This is a genomic window from Shewanella kaireitica (assembly GCF_023284045.1).
GTDB lineage: Bacteria > Pseudomonadota > Gammaproteobacteria > Enterobacterales > Shewanellaceae > Shewanella > Shewanella kaireitica.
In genome coordinates, this window is record NZ_JAKIKQ010000003.1 from 259,751 (window position 1) to 275,550 (window position 15,800).

Consider the following 15,800-nt stretch of genomic DNA (forward strand, 5'->3'; position numbering starts at 1 on the left):
AAACTCTATTTTCACATCAGTATTAATAAGCGTAAGAACAATGACTTAATCTACAATTTTCGACTCAAAGTCTATTTGTCATCGGCCTCACATTTTTCAGTGACTAAATGTGATCTCGCTCAACATTTCCACACTGTGACGTTTACGCGAACGTAAAGCAAGCGTTAGCTGGTCAAACATCTACCAAAGTATTAGCAGCAGATGTCACTTTGCATTTACAGCGTTAAAATTGAGTGCATCGATTTTGTGACTTTTACCAATAAAGCGCAGCTATCTCAGTCATGACTTCCAAAATAGGCAGAGCAGATAAAAGAAAGGATAAAAATGGGTGCTGTACCTCATCCCTTGATCTCGCCACCAATGAACATGAAAAATAGTCAAGGTATGGAGAGTGGACACAACTCAGAAACATAAGGGTGTTAACCTACCATACAAAAGATCGCTAACACCCTGAAATTAAACACTTACCAATTAACTATTCTGAAAAAAACACAAACCCTCCTTTAATTATTCCTCTCAATTTCCTCCCTGCGTTAATTGCATACAATATCCACCATATGATATAACAAAAACCGACCGCGAAAGTAACAAAAAGATAACAATCTTTACTGCTGTGTCGAATAACTAGAAATGGATTTATTAAGGGAAGAGTATGAACATGAATAAATTGGCCAAATTTGTTGGCCTAACCTGCGGTAGCATCGTTGCGCTATCGTCTCCAGTATACGCTGCAGAACAAAACGAAGATGGCGAAGTTGAGCGCATTGCTGTAACAGGTTCACGTATTAAGCGTGTTGACATGGAGGGGGCGAGCCCAGTAACAACTATTACTGCTGATGACATGATTGCTGCTGGCTTTACTACAGTTGGCGATGCGCTTCGCGCTTCAAACCTGAACTCATTTGGCTCTTATGGTGGCACAGCAAACAACTCATGGTCATCACAAGCGACTATTCAACTTAAGGGGGCTGGACCTGGACATACGCTTATCCTTCTTGATGGTAAACGTATGGCAAAATCTCCAGTATTGGGCGGAGATGCGGCTAACATTAACACCATTCCATCAGCTGCTGTCGAGCGAGTAGAGATCCTTTCCGATGGCGCATCGGCAGTATATGGTACTGATGCTGTCGCAGGTGTAGTCAATATCATTCTTAAGAAGGATTTTGAGGGCATTGAGTTTAAAGCACGTGTTGAGCGTCCAGAAGCCGAAGGCGGTAATAGCAAAAACTTTTCATTTTCTGGTGGTTTGAACTCAGAACTTGGTTCGTTAGTATTTACTATGGAGCATTACCAAAAGTCAAAAGTACTAATGGCTGACCGTGATTATACAGCTGCAATGCCAAGTCTTGGTGACGATCCTCAAGATTACAGAAGTTGGAGAGGTTTGAGTCAAACTGGTCGTACACTTGATATGGGAAGCAACGGCGGCTGGGCTTGGTTAGCCCCTTTCACAAATAACGACCTAACCTGTGCAGAAGTTTATGGTGAACGCTTCGTCGGTCCTTTAACTGACTCTAAGTACGGCGGAGATACAGCATGTGCATATGATTACACTCATGCAGCGGCTTTAGACGTTGATAGAGAGCGTACCAATACTCTGATCAATTACACTTACAACATCACTGACGATATAGAGCTAACAGCTCGCGCTTATTGGGCTGCCAATAAGACCATTGACCAATCTGCTCCCGTTCCAGGTACTATTTATTTCAATGAAGCTATGCCTGCATATACAACAGCAGAAGGGTTAGATCTTCGAGCGACACCTGTAGGTGCTTCGATGAAATATCGTTACGACACTTCAGGTAACCGCCACAAAGAAAATCATGACAACATGTACGATATCCTGATTGGCCTCACAGGTACTACAGGTGAAGTCGACTGGGATTTATCTGCAACTTATAACCGTTATAACAACTTCGTTTGGGGTACAGGCTACGAATTAGCAAGAGCTGCAAGTGACCTGCTTGGTTCTGTAGATCCTGATACTGGTGTATTTGAGGGCTGGGATCCTCGTGATCCAAAATCTGCAATGCCTGAAGGTGCTACGGCCAACTTCGATATGCGTCAAACGGCATCGTACAGCGAAATTTCTGGTGGAGCGTCATACGAAATTTTCGAATTGCCCGCTGGCGGTGTTGGCATGTACCTAGGTGCATCTTACCGTGAGGAAAGCCTCGACTCTCAAGCTGATGCACTTTCTGCAGCAGGAAAGATCAAAGGCGCAAGTGGCGGCGGTGGTGGCATTGGCGAGCGCGACATTAAAGCAGTATTCACTGAATTATCATTACCTATTCTTGAAAACCTAGATCTTAACTTAGCTGCACGTTATGACGATTACTCAGATTTTGGTGATACATTTAACCCACAAGTTTCAATTCGTTACAACGTTATTGAGCAGTTGCTATTGCGTGCATCTTGGGGCACAGGCTTTAAAGCACCGAGCTTGGCTCAGTTAAACCAAGATCCTTCTGAAGGTTGGGGAGACGTTACAAACTACCTATCATGTTATGAAGCAGGGGAACTTGACTCATGTGGAGTTGAGGACAACATTCCTACGTACATTGGTAAGAACACTGAGCTAAAACCTGAAGAGTCAGAAAGTTATAACCTTGGCGCTGTATGGGATATTACCGACAATATCAATATGACGGTAGATTACTGGAAGCTGTCTACTGACAATCTTATTGATACAATGGGAGAAGATGCACTACTACTGTTTTTAGCAAAGCAATGGGAAGCTGCCGATGCTGCTGGTCAACCTAGAGCGGAACTTGGCGATCTATTCCCTGGTACAAGTGTTACACGAAATAGTGCTGGTCGACTTGTTTCTATGCAAAACAGAAACATCAATTTAGGCGAAACTGAACGTGAAGGTATTGATGCAAATGTTGCTGCAACATTTGAAACTGGTATTGGTGAATTTAAGCTAGGTCTAGCTTGGTCTCACTACATCAAGTATACAGAGACTTCTCCTGAAGACGGTGCACTTGTCGTTTCACATAACAAAGCTGGTAAATGGGATAACCCTGATGACCGCATCAGCTTTACCACTAATTACTTCTTTGCAGAAGATCATAACCTTTACTACAAAGCTGACTATATTGACTCTCAAAGCACAAACTTTGTTGAAGATAATGGTTCAACATTTGAAATTGACTCTGTAATTTACCACACCCTGACATATACCTATGATATGCCATGGAATAATACTATTAGCCTTGGTGTGAATAACTTAACAGACGAAGAACCTGCATTTGACTATAACGGTGGTTATGAAGCAAGTCTTTATGACATTAACGGTAGAAGCTACTGGGCATCATTTACCCAACGCTTCTAACTTCATATTTATTAAGGCTAGCTAAATTATTTAACTATGCCAAAGTAATCTGAGTTTAAATCAAAAAATGGCACTCCTTGAGTGCCATTTTTTATGCTCTTTCAATCTAGATCACAGCTCAAACATAATCGCCTTATAATCTGCACCAACTTAGACAAAAAAACCAATATCGATATGGATATCGGTTCATTAAATCTCAAAAAAACCAAAGCAGCTTACAACACTTCAGACTCCCACGGAGTACGGCCGCTCATATCATCAAGATTATAAGGTGTTAACTGGTACACGTAGTAATTTAGCCAGTTGCTAACTAGCAAACTGCCATGGCTGTGCCAACGGGCTATGGGTTGCTGAGTTGGGTCATCATTGCCAAAATAGTTTTGTGGTATTTCAGGTGATAAGCCTTGAGACAAGTCTCTGTCATACTCATCTTTTAAGGTCGATTTTTGATACTCAGGGTGCCCCATTACGAACAGGTTACGGTTACTCCGACTCAGTACCATATAGGCGCCCGCTTCATCTGATTCAGTCAATACTTGTAGCTCTGGGTGCGCTCTAAGTTGTTCAATATCCATCTCGGCAAAGCGAGAATGAGGCGCATAAAACTCATCATCAAAGCCGCGCAACAAAGGAAAATGTTCACGGGTTCGTTGATGGCAGAATACGCCAGAGCGTTTGCTGGTTAGTAAGCTGCGATTTAAACCATATAAATGATAAAGCGCCGCGTGTGCTGCCCAGCATAGGAATAGCACTGAAGTGACATGCTGCTGCGACCAGTCAATGATCTCTCGAATATGATCCCAGTATGAAACATCTTCAAACTCTACCTGCCCTAACGGTGCCCCGGTGATAATTAGGCCGTCATAGTTTTTATTTCTCACTTGTTCAAAATCACGGTAGAAATTGTTCATGTGGTCAATCGAAGTATGCTTGGACTCTTTATCGTGAATACGCAGCAGATCAACATCGACTTGCAGCGGCGTATTACCCAGTAAACGTAATAGCTGCGTTTCGGTTTCAATCTTGTTAGGCATTAAATTGAGGATCAATACCTTCATCGGGCGTATATCCTGATTCGCAGCGCGCGTTTCAGACATTACAAAGATGTTTTCCGACTCTAAGATCTCAGCAGCAGGCAAATTATCAGGGATTTTAACGGGCATACAGCGCCTCTTATTCAATTAGAAAAATCAAACAGAAAAGGCGCCGATTAGAAGTCGTAATCTAGCTGATTATTACCGCGCCACTTTCTGCAGTAAAACTGACATTGGCTCTGAGGAGTCTAGGTCAACTTTATATGCTTGTTCATTTATAAACATGAGTTTGTCATTAAGGCTAATGCGAGCCCCAATCGTATAAGTATGCCCAGCTTCAAACTGATCTCTGTTGATCAAAAACTGAAACGGTGTTGGCGTACTGACATCACTGCGCTCGAACTCTGCTATTACAACCGCTGGCGCATCCATCAAAGATACGTCCTGTACTTTTATTGAAATGACCGCTTCTGGAGGCAAGGCGATACGCTCTTTGTACCAAACCTCTCCTTGGATCTCGACCATGGCATTAGAGGTCGCACAACCCGACAACAAACTCGCTGCAACAACAAAAGAGAATAAAAATTTAACGCAGTTTTTCATGTTAACGCTCCTAATAATACATTAAGACTTCTAGAAGTCTATATGTCTGTACTTGAAATTTGTATGAATTCACGTTGTATGTCACTGCCACAGGCTGGTATTACAACATTTCACTGAAGAGAACTCAGCACCCTTGTCACAGCAACAAACAATTAATCTTGTTCTAATACACTTAACTTCCTATGATAAGTGACCGATTCGAAGTCGAATACCTTTATGACACAAGCAACTGCAATAATTGTCGGCGCTAGCTCATTACTCAGCCGTGAAATAGCAAAACAGCTTGCTGATGACGGCGTAGAGCTCGCCTTATTAGCCCAAGATCCACAGTCTCTTATTGAGTTTAGCCAATCTCTGCCAACCAAGGCAGAGGTTTTTCCATTGCAAATAGATGATCCGCAAGCGGTAATTTCGACACTCAATGCAGTGTGGCACTCTCTTGGAGGTGCTCATCTGGTACTGGTTAATACTGGACTAAACAGTTATGACCCCGAGCTGCCTTGGCAACCAGAGCAAGATATCATCACGGTTAATGTGCAAGGCTTTTCAGCGATATGCAATACCGCCTTCAGGCTATTTCGCGATCAAGGTTATGGTCAATTAGCCGCGATCAATTCGATTGCAGGTTTAAGGGGTGGGCCTAACGTTGCTTACCATGCGTCAAAAGCCTTTGCTGAAAACTACTTCGAAGGTTTAAGTATGCATGCCCAGAGGCTAAAACTGCCTATAACAATAACCGATATCCAACTGGGGCTGCTTGATAAAGCCGCCCTGCAGCAAAGTCGTATTTGGTTATCTCCACCGGCAGAAGTCGCAAGACAAGTCATCAAAGCAATGAAAGCGGGCAAACGCAAAGTATATGTCACTAAACGCTGGCGCCTTGTTGCTTGGCTAACAAAGCTACTACCTGAGTTTGTTTACAACACCCGTCACTGGAAAACTAAAGCACAGAAGCAAGCTGAAAAAGCGGCTAAAAAAGACTAGGTTCTGTGTTCAACATAAAAAGGAGCCATTAGGCTCCTTTTTATTGGGGGGAATCCAAGTTAATCAATATGATTAAAAGGTGTAGCCCACACTCACCATGTAAACCCATGGATCGATGTCAGTTTCAACGTTCTGCGGAGCATCACCTAAGTTAAAGGTAACGTCTGTACTAATCTGTGCATACCAGACTGAAGCGTTGATCAACCAATTGTCATTCATTTGGTAGTCGATTCCGACTTGCGCCGCAACACCCCAAGAGTTTGATAAGCTCAATTCTGAAAGCCCTAAATCTTTAGCTTCCTGAGTAAATTCATTATCAAAAAAGTTGGTGAAATTAACACCTACACCGACATATGGACGCAACTTAGAGTTGGCATTACCAAAGTAGTACTGCGCCACTAAGGTTGGTGGTAGGTGCTTGGTTTCAGCAATCTTTCCAAGAGAACCCAGTGAGATGTCGTGAGAAAATGGCGTCGCTGCAAGTAGCTCAATACCGATATTATCGGTAAGCATATAACCAAAATTAAGGCCAAGTTGAGTATTGTTGCTGACACTGAACTCGGCAATGTCAGCAACAACTGGACTAGATTCATTCGGCGTCACTGCAGCAACACCAGCACGTACAATGATATCACCAGCTTGGTGAGCTAGTGCTGAAGAGGTAAAACCGGTAGTCAGTAGGGCTGTGGCGATCAAACCAGAAACGATATTTTTGTTCATCATATTACTCCATCAATACAACATGAGCTGCTGTTTTTGTTATCAATATCCTTACATTTGCGCGTAGCCTGCCAGAATATTCGCAACCATTTTTTGATCCAGATCAACAACAAAACCAAATACCTATTTAGTAATAGCTACCAGTGATCGCGATCACGCTTTTATAAGGTACATTGAAGTTGCAGCTTCAATTTTAGTGACATACAACACGCAAGATCAAAAACCAAGCAGCCGGCTCACATCGACTGAATTACATTTGATTAACGTGTACTTAGGGGGAGTTTGGGAGGTGTTTGCGATTTATATCACAATCAATTGAGAGTAATGAGTAAGCCACTTTTTACTCTTCAATCTTTGCTCAAAAAGCAGCTTTGATTTGATAGGGTTATGGGAAACAGTAAGTTCGAATAACCTTTCACAACCAAATGGGGAATATAGCTCTATCTGTGGCTGAGCTGCACGACTTATGCTCGCAGCAACCGCAGTTTCCTTTTCAGGCCAATAACTCATCGCATCAATACAAGAATGGTAAGCTCTATCTTGATTTTTCAGATGCATTCTCGCTTGGTTCTTTACCGACCAAGGATACTCGGGGGCTTTTGCGTTGAGCTGACTTTGATAGTGCTTGTCGATTTCAGGATCTAGGTTATCTGCATCAAAGTAGATAAGATCAATATCGTTTAACTGGCGAGAATTAAGTGCATGCAGTTTATCCCAAACCAAATTTCGCACAAAACCGGCAGCCAGCATCCATTGAGGAAGGTTGAGACTTTCAGCTATCAATAATGCTTGGTAGCGATACTTATCCTCCTCTAACCATTGAATAATCTGTTTACGGCGCTCAATCATAACGGCTAAAAACTCAATTAACGGCTAACAGCCTAGCTATCAAATGGAATGCAATAAAAAAGGAGCCGTAGCTCCTTGATTAAAATATCGACTTACCTCGGTGCAGGCACCGCTTTCATAAGCACTTCAGTCGTGAACTTGTCATTGTTGATGACAGGAAAGCGATCATAGGTTTGGAAAATAACCTGGCCTTTATACTTGATCATCGCGACTACACCGTAGTTAATAGCACTATCAATGGTATCTGCTGGCAACAGAAACTTAAAAGGCACTGGTGCTCTGACAATATCAAAACTTTTTTGCGCAATTATGGAGCCTGGCGTATCGAAATCTATAATTGCTATTGTAATAGAACTCCCTTGCGGTAGCGCTATCTTCTCCAGGTAACCCGCTGCGCCATTGACCATGACTGGTGGCACATCTTTAACCGTGACACAGCCCGTCAATGCGATTAAACATAATAAAACAGTCCACTTTTTTAATGCAGTAATCATTGTCTCTTCCTGAATATCAAATTCAACACTTCTGTAGTTATCTATTTTTTACTGGTCATACGAATAAGACCTTCTTGGGTTGCTGACGCGACTAATTGCCCCTGCTGATTGAAAAACCTTCCAGTAACAAAGCCACGTCCGCCACTCGCATTAGGGCTTTCAATACTATAAAGCAGCCATTGACTTAAATCGAATGGTCGGTGAAACCACATCGCATGATCGATTGTCGCCATCCGCATCCCAGGCGTTAAAAAGGACACGCCATGAGGCTGAGCAGCAGTCACCAAAAAGTTAAAGTCTGATGCATAAGCAAGTAGATAATCATGCACACAGAAGTTCTCTGGTACCTTACCGTTTGCTCTGATCCAAACATGACGTACAGGTTCTGTAGCTTTAGGTGCCATTGGATTACATGGGTCAACCAAACGCATCTCAATTGGGGTGTCTGCCATGAACTTTTCTAGCATTTTGGCTGGCACTTTATCTTGCAGTGTCATCGCCAACTCTTGCTGATTAAGCAAGCCCTCAGGACCTTCAACCTCAGGCATTTTAGCTTGATGTTCATAACCTTCTTCAAATACTTGAAAAGAGCAGGTCATATAAAATATAGGTCGACCTTTCTGGATAGCTTTGACGCGGCGAGCACTAAAACTGCCGCCATCACGCATAATTTCAACGTCATAGACAATCGGTAGCTTTTCATCACCTGCACGTAAGAAGTAGGAGTGTAAAGAGTGCACTTTACGATCAGGAGAAACGGTCTGCTTGGCAGCGCTTAATGCTTGCCCCATAACCTGACCGCCAAACACATGACCAAAACCTAGATCTTGGCTTTGGCCTCTAAATAACCCTTCCTCTATTTGCTCTAAGGAAAGTAGCGCGAGAAGATCGTCTAATACTTGACTCATCGGAACCTAAAAGTTGTGACTATTAGCGCTAGCTTAACTCAAGTTCACCTCGCCTCGCTAGTGTTACTCTAACTCAATATCTCGCTGTTCAGCTGAAGCTTTAGCCCAAGCAAGCACCTGCGCTTCGCCCGATGATCGACTGCGATAAGGCTTCGTCCTGTGGATATCCCCCCAACGGCTATGGATAATCTCAGGTGTGCACTCTTCAGCGGTAAAGCGGCTGGCTGAAAATTCAATAATTTCTGCCTCACTGATGCTACCTGCAGCTGCGAGTATGTGTTTACCTGATGGGCATTTTCCACTGCATAAATAGAGCACTGCCGATAGCGCGGTTGTCTTTGAGAATAGAGGCCTAACGGTCGGTGCTAAATGTTCGGCAGTCATTTGAGTGACGGCGTGAGGCGTAATGGTATTAACCGCGATATCGAACTCTTGCCCTTCTAGATGAAGACTATTGACTAGCCCTATTAAGGCCATCTTACTGGCACTAAAACTCGTTTCATAGACATCACCAAAAATTGAACTAGCACAAGTCATAATAATGCGACCATAGCCACTGCGCTTCATACTTGGCCACACGGCTTTAGTCATATTGAAGCTACCATTTACATCAACATCAAATTGACGTTTCCATGTCGACTCACTTAACTGCTCGAACGGGCATGAACGGTGAATCCCAGCATTGTTGATGAGTATGTCTACTTTTCCCCAGGCTGATATCACGTCATCAACCATAGCGTTAACAGCGGCGGAATCACTTATATCGAGGCAAAAAACTTGTACATCTCCACCTAGAGTAGTGATAGCTTTGGCACAGCTTCGTAGTCCCGAGTCTTTGCTTGAGAGTGGCTCATTATCTATAATGACCACCTTCGCTCCACGCTCTGCTAAAGCGATCGCATAAGCTCGTCCTAACCCCGCTGCGGCGCCAGTAACAATGGCAACTTGCTCTTCAAAACGCATGTCCTTAGCCCTCAAACATCTAAAAATTTGGTTACACACTCAAGCGGCTTCAATACACTAAATTTGCAGTGCTGCGAAGATACGAGCTCTTTATGATGCTCGTAATCACTTTCGATATCTTAAGATTTGTAGTTACGAGTGATTTGGATGTAGGCCACTTCCCTGTAACACAAACAACGGCTTAAAATATTTAGAAGCGAATACTAAATACGTACGTTTAAGCTAGATACCCAATATTGCATACAATACTAGGGCACAAGTGTGCGCTAGCTCTAAAATTTCAAATGGCTAAGCAGACCAGAGCCTTAAGTTGACAATAATGTTAACTTCGACGTAATTGGCGACATAAAATCCACTTTTTAGATGCCGTCAATCTTGCTATCATATGTGACATACCTCCTTTTGTTACATTGCAACCAGTCGATGTATCTCTCTGTAAAGTAATAATAAATAATGAATCCTTGGATATTAGCAATACGCCCACGTACCCTACCAGCGGCGATTGGACCACTATTAGTGGGCAATGTTTTAGCGCTGCAGCTAGAACAGTTCAGTTGGTTTATCGCTGTTATATCAATGCTATGTGCTGTGCTGTTACAAATCGCAGTTAACTTAGCCAATGACTACTTTGATTATAAAAGTGGTGTTGATACAGATGAACGAGTAGGCCCAATTAGAGTCACCCAAAGCGGCATGTTAACGCCCAATGCGGTACGTAATGCGATGGCTCTATGCCTTATACTTGCATTAATTGTGGGATCGTTCTTAATCGCGCATGGTGGTTGGCCAATAGCATTTCTTGCGGCAGCAGCAATATTAGGCGCTTTAGGTTATAGCGGCGGTCCCTACCCACTTGCTTCTCATGGTTTAGGTGAAGTTGCTGCATTCGTCTTTTTCGGACTGGTTGCTGTGGTTGGCAGTTACTTTCTACAAGCTGCTGAAACCAGCAGCAGTGCTTGGTTACTCGGCTCTGCTATAGGTTTTTTAAATGCAGCGATTATGCTGGTCAATAACACTCGAGATATGGACACTGATATCAAGGCGGGTAAAAAGACTTTGGCAGTGCGCCTTGGTTTAGCCCAAGCGCGTATTTTTTATCAAAGCTTTGTCTATATGCCTTTTGCAATCATAATCGCTGGCTTTTTAATGGGAGCACTTCCTGGAATACCTGTGCTGCTAGCTGGGTTAGCATTTATCTTAGCCCGCACTTTGTGTAGAGACTTTAACGAGGTGACAGGCGCAGCACTTAACCCTTTACTTGGCCGCACGGCAAAACTCACAATGATCTTTAGTGCCTTATTTAGTATCGGACTCATCATTGATTTGCTTATACCAATCAGTATAAAGATTTGATCGCTCAGCGAGAGTTTAGCGGCTTTGAGGTAAGGCAATGAATGAAGGACATAGTTATTCTACGTTCAATTTCATTAACGCTGCATCAAAGCCGCTAAAACTCGCCTGTAGGAGTGTTTTTGGCTTGCTACTTCTGTGTTGAATAAACTCATAAGGGAACAACCATTATGTCATTTATCCGCCTTGAATTAGCGTGCCAAAAACGCTCTGAGTAGATCAACTTCTTATACTGATTGGTATTACTTAGCATTTAGTTTTCATAGCCCACAAAAAAGCCAGCTAAATTAACCATTCAGCTGGCTTTTATATCACTTAAGATGACTAAATTAGTTACTCGTATCCGTACTTGGTCACTTCAGACCAATTCTTATCAACATCTTCTTTAATAAACTTCTTCTTCGCTTCAGTTAGCTTTTCAAGCTCAATACCAACAGCGGCATGAGCAGAGGCTTTAGTGCTGATATCAGGATAGTTAACACTCTTTACATCAAACTTTTTCAAAATTTCATCAAGGGATGTACGAGCATATTTTACTTGTCTTAGTGCCATATCAAGCAGCGCATTCCCCTCTTCAGGGTTATGTGCATACAAACCATGTGACGCCATCGCAAAGTCCCAGCGCCATTGAGAGTGACGAATAGCCATAATGGCATCATTCATCACAGGCCATGTCGCTCCAGCATCCCAAGCCGCTCCGGCCTCATAGTGTGCCTTAACCAATAACCCTTCGACTTCACGCGCTTTAGCGTCAATCGTTGCCTTGTTTTTATCGAGCGCACTAATGATTTTCTTCTCACTCTTGTGACAGCTCTGGCATACCTCATCAAAGTGATCCAGTGCTTTACTTACCTTGTGGCTTGTAAAGCTATTACCTTGCTCATCAGTAGTTTCAGGCATATGACAAGTAATACAGGTAACACCTGCCTCAGCATGCTTACTGCGACTCCAATGCTCAAATTCAGGATGACGCGCCTTTAAGATAGGCGTTTGAGATATAGGATGGATCCATTCATAGAAACGACGGGTGTCATAATACTTTTCAATATCATCGACGTTATTGCCAAAGATCCAAGGGATATTAACTTTATTGCTGCGTTCAGGTTGAAAGTAATAAGTGACATGACATTGGCCACACACCTGCGCACCCTTCATGTTGTTATTTTGCTTTTCAAAAGGAAGATGTACTTTCGCCATCGCATCTTGGGCATGTGGTCGCGGCAATGCAAGTTCTGCCTTTCCATCCACGTGGCAATCGGTGCAGTAAACGACACTATTGACCTCTTTACCCACTTCAGTGAAGTTCTTCGCTGAAAAACCTTCAATACCCAACTCATTCATTAAGCGCGGGGCATCAGGCGTTTTACACGTCCAGCAACTGGCTGACAAACCTTTATCTCCAGCTTTAGGCGGCACGCCAGTTCGCAGAGTATGAGTAACATCAGCTACCGCAAAATGATGGCCTCTAGGGCTGTTGTACTCTTTCGCAAAAGAGGAGCCCGCCCACAAAATAATCGCAGCGGGATAACTTGCTAACATATCTTCACGCTCGGTCTGCTCAGAGGTTTCCAACCAACTCTCATATTGAACAGGGAACTTCTGTTTCAAGCTCGCATCACGGGCAGCTTGCTCTTTGGCTGCAGCACTTGGCTCTGACGCTTGGGTCAAACTGGTCATACAAAGAAGCGACACTAACCCAGCAGTTTTAACGACATTTACTAACATTTTTACACTCATCTAATTCTCAACTTTCTTGACTAATATTTTATATTCTTTATCTAAACAATATAGCTGAACTCAAATTGACAGCACTATCCAGGTCGGCCATCGATACGGGGCTTGGACAATATTGAAGCATAGTTCACCACAAACATCGCAAAGGCTAACGACCAAAATGCTCCAGCTAACCACAACCATAATTGATAATGTTCGGGTGCAATAATCGGCATTAAAGACCGAAGCACTGCTGCAATAGGTATACATAAGAAGGCAACCGCCATCTTAGGCCCTTCATAGATATTTCTACTTGTATGACCTAGGGATACTCTGGAAATCATCGACAAACAAATTCCAGCCAAAGTGCCTATTGCAAACAGGTGTATTAAATGGCGATAAGCCATAGAGTCATCAATATTGGCAGCAAGTGCGAACAGAGTAATTGGCAAGAAAAGATAAGCGATATGCAGTGACCAAAGCATTGGCTCTTTTAACGTTCTATGGGGGAACCAACGCAACCAACGCCCAAGATGCAACGCACCAGCAAGCATTAATAACCCCTGCTCAATGCCTTGTGGCAGCACTTTAGTCATTGCTTGAATGACTAAAACTATCATTACCACAATCAAGCTTTTTTCTAACAGAGCGATTGGAGTTGGTTTCGTTTGCTTGATCCTTATCGCGGTGAAAAATGGAATAACACGACCACCAACAATAGTGATCAGTAAACCTAACCACCAGATCATCGCTTGCCATATTTGTAGGCTAAGGGAGAAATCTCTGCTACTTAACGCGTAATAGCTGAGTAAGTTTATCGATAATGCTGCAAGCAGCATGATCGGAAAGCCGATATTGTGCCACTGCTTAACCTTGTAAATACAGCGCCACAACTTGATAGCAGTTAGTCCAATAAACAGGGAATCAAAGATCGCTGGCAACCATAGCGGAATCGAAACTGGCAGCAATAACATTATTCTAGCAAGTAGCCAGCAGCCAAACGTTAGCGCCAATGCCCAACCTTTCATGCCCGGTTGATTGGTCCACGTTTGCACTGATGTGAGCAAAAAACCGCATACTATTGCTAATGCAAAACCAAAAAGCATCTCATGGGGATGCCACCATAGCGGTACCACTTTTACCCAAAAGTCCGTTTGAAAAAGGCTGTAATCAGGATAGAACCAAGTCACCAACCAAAGCGGCACAAACAACATCGCAACAGTTGCTCCGCCAAGAAAAAACGGCCTAAAGCCTAATCGAAACAAAGCTGGAATTTTCTCTGTTGCCGCTGGATCATCAATATTTAGCATTGTTAAGCCTTAATCTTTAACAGGCATTTTTAATGTACCTTTAAATAGTAGCACTAGTGTATCGAGCAATATTTTCGATAACAAATGATATTGAAGTTGTTTGTGACTTCTGTGAACTATGTAGTTATCTGTCTGATTTGGTTATTCCTTTATAGGTATAAAACATCAAATTACCGCTCTTTAGAATGACTGTTAGAAGATTCACTCACAAAAAATACCAGCTAAATGGTTAAACTATAATTTGCAGTTTTCATTGGCAAAATCACTAACACCTATTAAATGGCGTAGAGGAAATAACTAAATAAGTCTCTAAATTACAGCTCGACGGTTTATATATTAGTCTAGACTAGAAGCAGCAGTTCATATACAAGGATGTATTATGTTAATTCTCACCCGCTCGGTAAATAGTGCGATAATTTTAAGTAATATCTACGATGAACATGGCAACTCGTTAGGTGAAATCGAAATCAACATTTTTAAGGATAATCGCATCGGCGTAAAAGCCGATAAATCGATTGATATTGTGCGTGCAGAAGCGCTCGACGCTGAGCGAAAATTACAAGACTGTAAATGATACTCAAACAATAGAGTGCCAGAGTAACGCAGCGTATTGAACTTATTACGACTGGTTGTAGATTTTTTAAGCTTAGTTTTTGTTCAAGCTCAATCCATTTAGGACATGACTTGAGCGATGATGCTTAGCTAACGAAGCGAAAGCGCGTTGTAGGTGATTTGTGCAGAATGACTAAACCACATAGTCTTGGCCTTGCCAGAATAGCCAATATGCTGTGGCTAAAACAACCATGAAAGATCAACAGAGCCTAGTTTATCTCTGAAGATTGTTATTGCTTTTAGCTCGATGTGCTAGATTAAATAACAAGTAGTTAGGATGACTTAACTGGATTAACAATGGTTGAAGCAACAAAAAAAATTCTGGTTCTTTATGCACACCCCTCTCAAGAACGCTCAGAGATCAACAAGCCGCTGTTTAATGCAACTGTGCATCAGGACAATGTAACCGCCGTTGACCTTTACGCTGAATATCCAACATTCAGGATCAACATCGATAAGGAACAACAACGTCTGATTGAACATGACGTCATTGTATTTATGTTTCCGCTGTACTGGTACTCAACGCCAGCGATCCTAAAAGAGTGGCAAGATCTTGTGCTCGAATATAACTTTGCCTATGGCGCTGATGGTAATGCTTTAAAAGGTAAAACCTTTTTATGCGCTATCAGCGCTGGCGGCAGTGAATCCGCTTACCAACACGACGGTTATAACAGCTTCACTTTAAGGGAGTTGTTATCTCCGCTAGAGCAAACAGCTTGCCTTACCGGTATGACCTATCTAGCGCCTTTTGCGCTATTTTGTGCCCGCAGTGCCTTTGAAGAGAATCGATTGCAATCTCACATCGAAGATTGGCAAAAGATATTAACAGCGCTAGCTAATGACACCTTAGATATTACACAAGCCAGTACATTACCGAAACTTAACGAAAACCTACCCACGCTAATAAAGGACTGATA

14 protein-coding genes are annotated in these 15,800 nt (G+C 42.7%); 5 read left to right on the forward strand and 9 right to left on the reverse strand.

The genetic code is table 11. From position 1 onward, the window contains the following. Nucleotides 1-652: 652 nt before the first annotated feature. Nucleotides 653-3,343: a TonB-dependent receptor gene (locus L2730_RS06115; protein ID WP_248973777.1), complete on the forward strand. Its 2,691-nt coding sequence runs from the start codon at nucleotides 653-655 to the stop codon at nucleotides 3,341-3,343. A 215-nt stretch (nucleotides 3,344-3,558) separates the two neighbouring features. Here the strand turns inward: L2730_RS06115 and metA are convergent, their stop codons facing one another. Beyond that, nucleotides 3,559-4,506: a homoserine O-acetyltransferase MetA gene (metA, locus tag L2730_RS06120; protein WP_248973778.1), complete on the reverse strand. Its 948-nt coding sequence runs from the start codon at nucleotides 4,504-4,506 to the stop codon at nucleotides 3,559-3,561. A gap of 72 nt (nucleotides 4,507-4,578) precedes the next feature. Then, on the reverse strand, nucleotides 4,579-4,980 hold the full coding sequence (locus tag L2730_RS06125; protein WP_248973779.1) for a YbaY family lipoprotein: 402 nt from the start codon (nucleotides 4,978-4,980) through the stop codon (nucleotides 4,579-4,581). A 216-nt stretch (nucleotides 4,981-5,196) separates the two neighbouring features. Here L2730_RS06125 and L2730_RS06130 point away from each other — a divergent pair, with 216 nt between their 5' ends. Further along, nucleotides 5,197-5,964: an SDR family NAD(P)-dependent oxidoreductase gene (locus L2730_RS06130; RefSeq protein WP_248973780.1), complete on the forward strand. Its 768-nt coding sequence runs from the start codon at nucleotides 5,197-5,199 to the stop codon at nucleotides 5,962-5,964. Nucleotides 5,965-6,036: 72 nt separating this feature from the next. On the opposite strand, the gene ompW is transcribed toward L2730_RS06130, so the two are convergent. The 5 genes from ompW to L2730_RS06155 form a co-directional block, all read right to left on the reverse strand. Then, nucleotides 6,037-6,687, reverse strand: a complete 651-nt coding sequence (gene ompW, locus L2730_RS06135; RefSeq protein ID WP_248973781.1) for an outer membrane protein OmpW — start codon at nucleotides 6,685-6,687, stop codon at nucleotides 6,037-6,039. 297 nt (nucleotides 6,688-6,984) lie between these two features. Further along, complete coding sequence (locus tag L2730_RS06140; RefSeq protein ID WP_248973782.1) at nucleotides 6,985-7,533, reverse strand: nucleotidyltransferase family protein; 549 nt, start codon at nucleotides 7,531-7,533, stop codon at nucleotides 6,985-6,987. Nucleotides 7,534-7,625: 92 nt separating this feature from the next. Next, on the reverse strand, nucleotides 7,626-8,027 hold the full coding sequence (locus L2730_RS06145; protein WP_248973783.1) for a YbaY family lipoprotein: 402 nt from the start codon (nucleotides 8,025-8,027) through the stop codon (nucleotides 7,626-7,628). A 41-nt stretch (nucleotides 8,028-8,068) separates the two neighbouring features. Continuing rightward, nucleotides 8,069-8,935 carry an acyl-CoA thioesterase II gene (gene tesB / locus L2730_RS06150; RefSeq protein ID WP_220739762.1) on the reverse strand — a complete coding sequence of 289 codons (867 nt, stop codon included), beginning with the start codon at nucleotides 8,933-8,935 and terminating at the stop codon, nucleotides 8,069-8,071. A gap of 63 nt (nucleotides 8,936-8,998) precedes the next feature. After that, nucleotides 8,999-9,898: an SDR family NAD(P)-dependent oxidoreductase gene (locus tag L2730_RS06155; protein ID WP_248973784.1), complete on the reverse strand. Its 900-nt coding sequence runs from the start codon at nucleotides 9,896-9,898 to the stop codon at nucleotides 8,999-9,001. 453 nt (nucleotides 9,899-10,351) lie between these two features. Here L2730_RS06155 and L2730_RS06160 point away from each other — a divergent pair, with 453 nt between their 5' ends. After that, nucleotides 10,352-11,251, forward strand: a complete 900-nt coding sequence (locus L2730_RS06160) for a 1,4-dihydroxy-2-naphthoate polyprenyltransferase (protein ID WP_248973785.1) — start codon at nucleotides 10,352-10,354, stop codon at nucleotides 11,249-11,251. 330 nt (nucleotides 11,252-11,581) lie between these two features. On the opposite strand, the gene L2730_RS06165 is transcribed toward L2730_RS06160, so the two are convergent. Both L2730_RS06165 and L2730_RS06170 read right to left on the reverse strand, forming a co-directional pair. Then, nucleotides 11,582-12,985 (reverse strand): ammonia-forming cytochrome c nitrite reductase subunit c552, encoded by a 1,404-nt coding sequence (locus tag L2730_RS06165; RefSeq protein ID WP_428848436.1) that lies wholly within the window; start codon nucleotides 12,983-12,985, stop codon nucleotides 11,582-11,584. A gap of 74 nt (nucleotides 12,986-13,059) precedes the next feature. After that, a complete protein-coding gene (locus L2730_RS06170; protein WP_248973786.1) occupies nucleotides 13,060-14,271 on the reverse strand; it encodes an NnrS family protein in 1,212 nt (403 codons plus the stop codon). A gap of 379 nt (nucleotides 14,272-14,650) precedes the next feature. On the opposite strand from L2730_RS06170, the gene L2730_RS06175 reads away from it, so the two are divergent. Beyond that, the gene (locus L2730_RS06175; RefSeq protein WP_248973787.1) at nucleotides 14,651-14,845 is read left to right on the forward strand and encodes a carbon storage regulator; all 195 of its coding nucleotides are present in this window, start codon (nucleotides 14,651-14,653) and stop codon (nucleotides 14,843-14,845) included. Nucleotides 14,846-15,180: 335 nt separating this feature from the next. Then, on the forward strand, nucleotides 15,181-15,798 hold the full coding sequence (locus tag L2730_RS06180; protein ID WP_248973788.1) for an NAD(P)H-dependent oxidoreductase: 618 nt from the start codon (nucleotides 15,181-15,183) through the stop codon (nucleotides 15,796-15,798). The last annotated feature ends 2 nt before the right edge of the window (nucleotides 15,799-15,800 follow it).

What these genes read in the sequence shown, in the direction of transcription:
- L2730_RS06115 (WP_248973777.1), top strand. Translation starts at nt 653, where the DNA reads ATGAACATGAATAAATTGGCCAAATTTGTTGGCCTAACCTGCGGTAGC.
- metA (WP_248973778.1), bottom strand. Translation starts at nt 4,506, where the DNA reads ATGCCCGTTAAAATCCCTGATAATTTGCCTGCTGCTGAGATCTTAGAG.
- L2730_RS06125 (WP_248973779.1), bottom strand. Translation starts at nt 4,980, where the DNA reads ATGAAAAACTGCGTTAAATTTTTATTCTCTTTTGTTGTTGCAGCGAGT.
- L2730_RS06130 (WP_248973780.1), top strand. Translation starts at nt 5,197, where the DNA reads ATGACACAAGCAACTGCAATAATTGTCGGCGCTAGCTCATTACTCAGC.
- ompW (WP_248973781.1), bottom strand. Translation starts at nt 6,687, where the DNA reads ATGATGAACAAAAATATCGTTTCTGGTTTGATCGCCACAGCCCTACTG.
- L2730_RS06140 (WP_248973782.1), bottom strand. Translation starts at nt 7,533, where the DNA reads ATGATTGAGCGCCGTAAACAGATTATTCAATGGTTAGAGGAGGATAAG.
- L2730_RS06145 (WP_248973783.1), bottom strand. Translation starts at nt 8,027, where the DNA reads ATGATTACTGCATTAAAAAAGTGGACTGTTTTATTATGTTTAATCGCA.
- tesB (WP_220739762.1), bottom strand. Translation starts at nt 8,935, where the DNA reads ATGAGTCAAGTATTAGACGATCTTCTCGCGCTACTTTCCTTAGAGCAA.
- L2730_RS06155 (WP_248973784.1), bottom strand. Translation starts at nt 9,898, where the DNA reads ATGCGTTTTGAAGAGCAAGTTGCCATTGTTACTGGCGCCGCAGCGGGG.
- L2730_RS06160 (WP_248973785.1), top strand. Translation starts at nt 10,352, where the DNA reads ATGAATCCTTGGATATTAGCAATACGCCCACGTACCCTACCAGCGGCG.
- L2730_RS06165 (WP_428848436.1), bottom strand. Translation starts at nt 12,985, where the DNA reads ATGAGTGTAAAAATGTTAGTAAATGTCGTTAAAACTGCTGGGTTAGTG.
- L2730_RS06170 (WP_248973786.1), bottom strand. Translation starts at nt 14,271, where the DNA reads ATGCTAAATATTGATGATCCAGCGGCAACAGAGAAAATTCCAGCTTTG.
- L2730_RS06175 (WP_248973787.1), top strand. Translation starts at nt 14,651, where the DNA reads ATGTTAATTCTCACCCGCTCGGTAAATAGTGCGATAATTTTAAGTAAT.
- L2730_RS06180 (WP_248973788.1), top strand. Translation starts at nt 15,181, where the DNA reads ATGGTTGAAGCAACAAAAAAAATTCTGGTTCTTTATGCACACCCCTCT.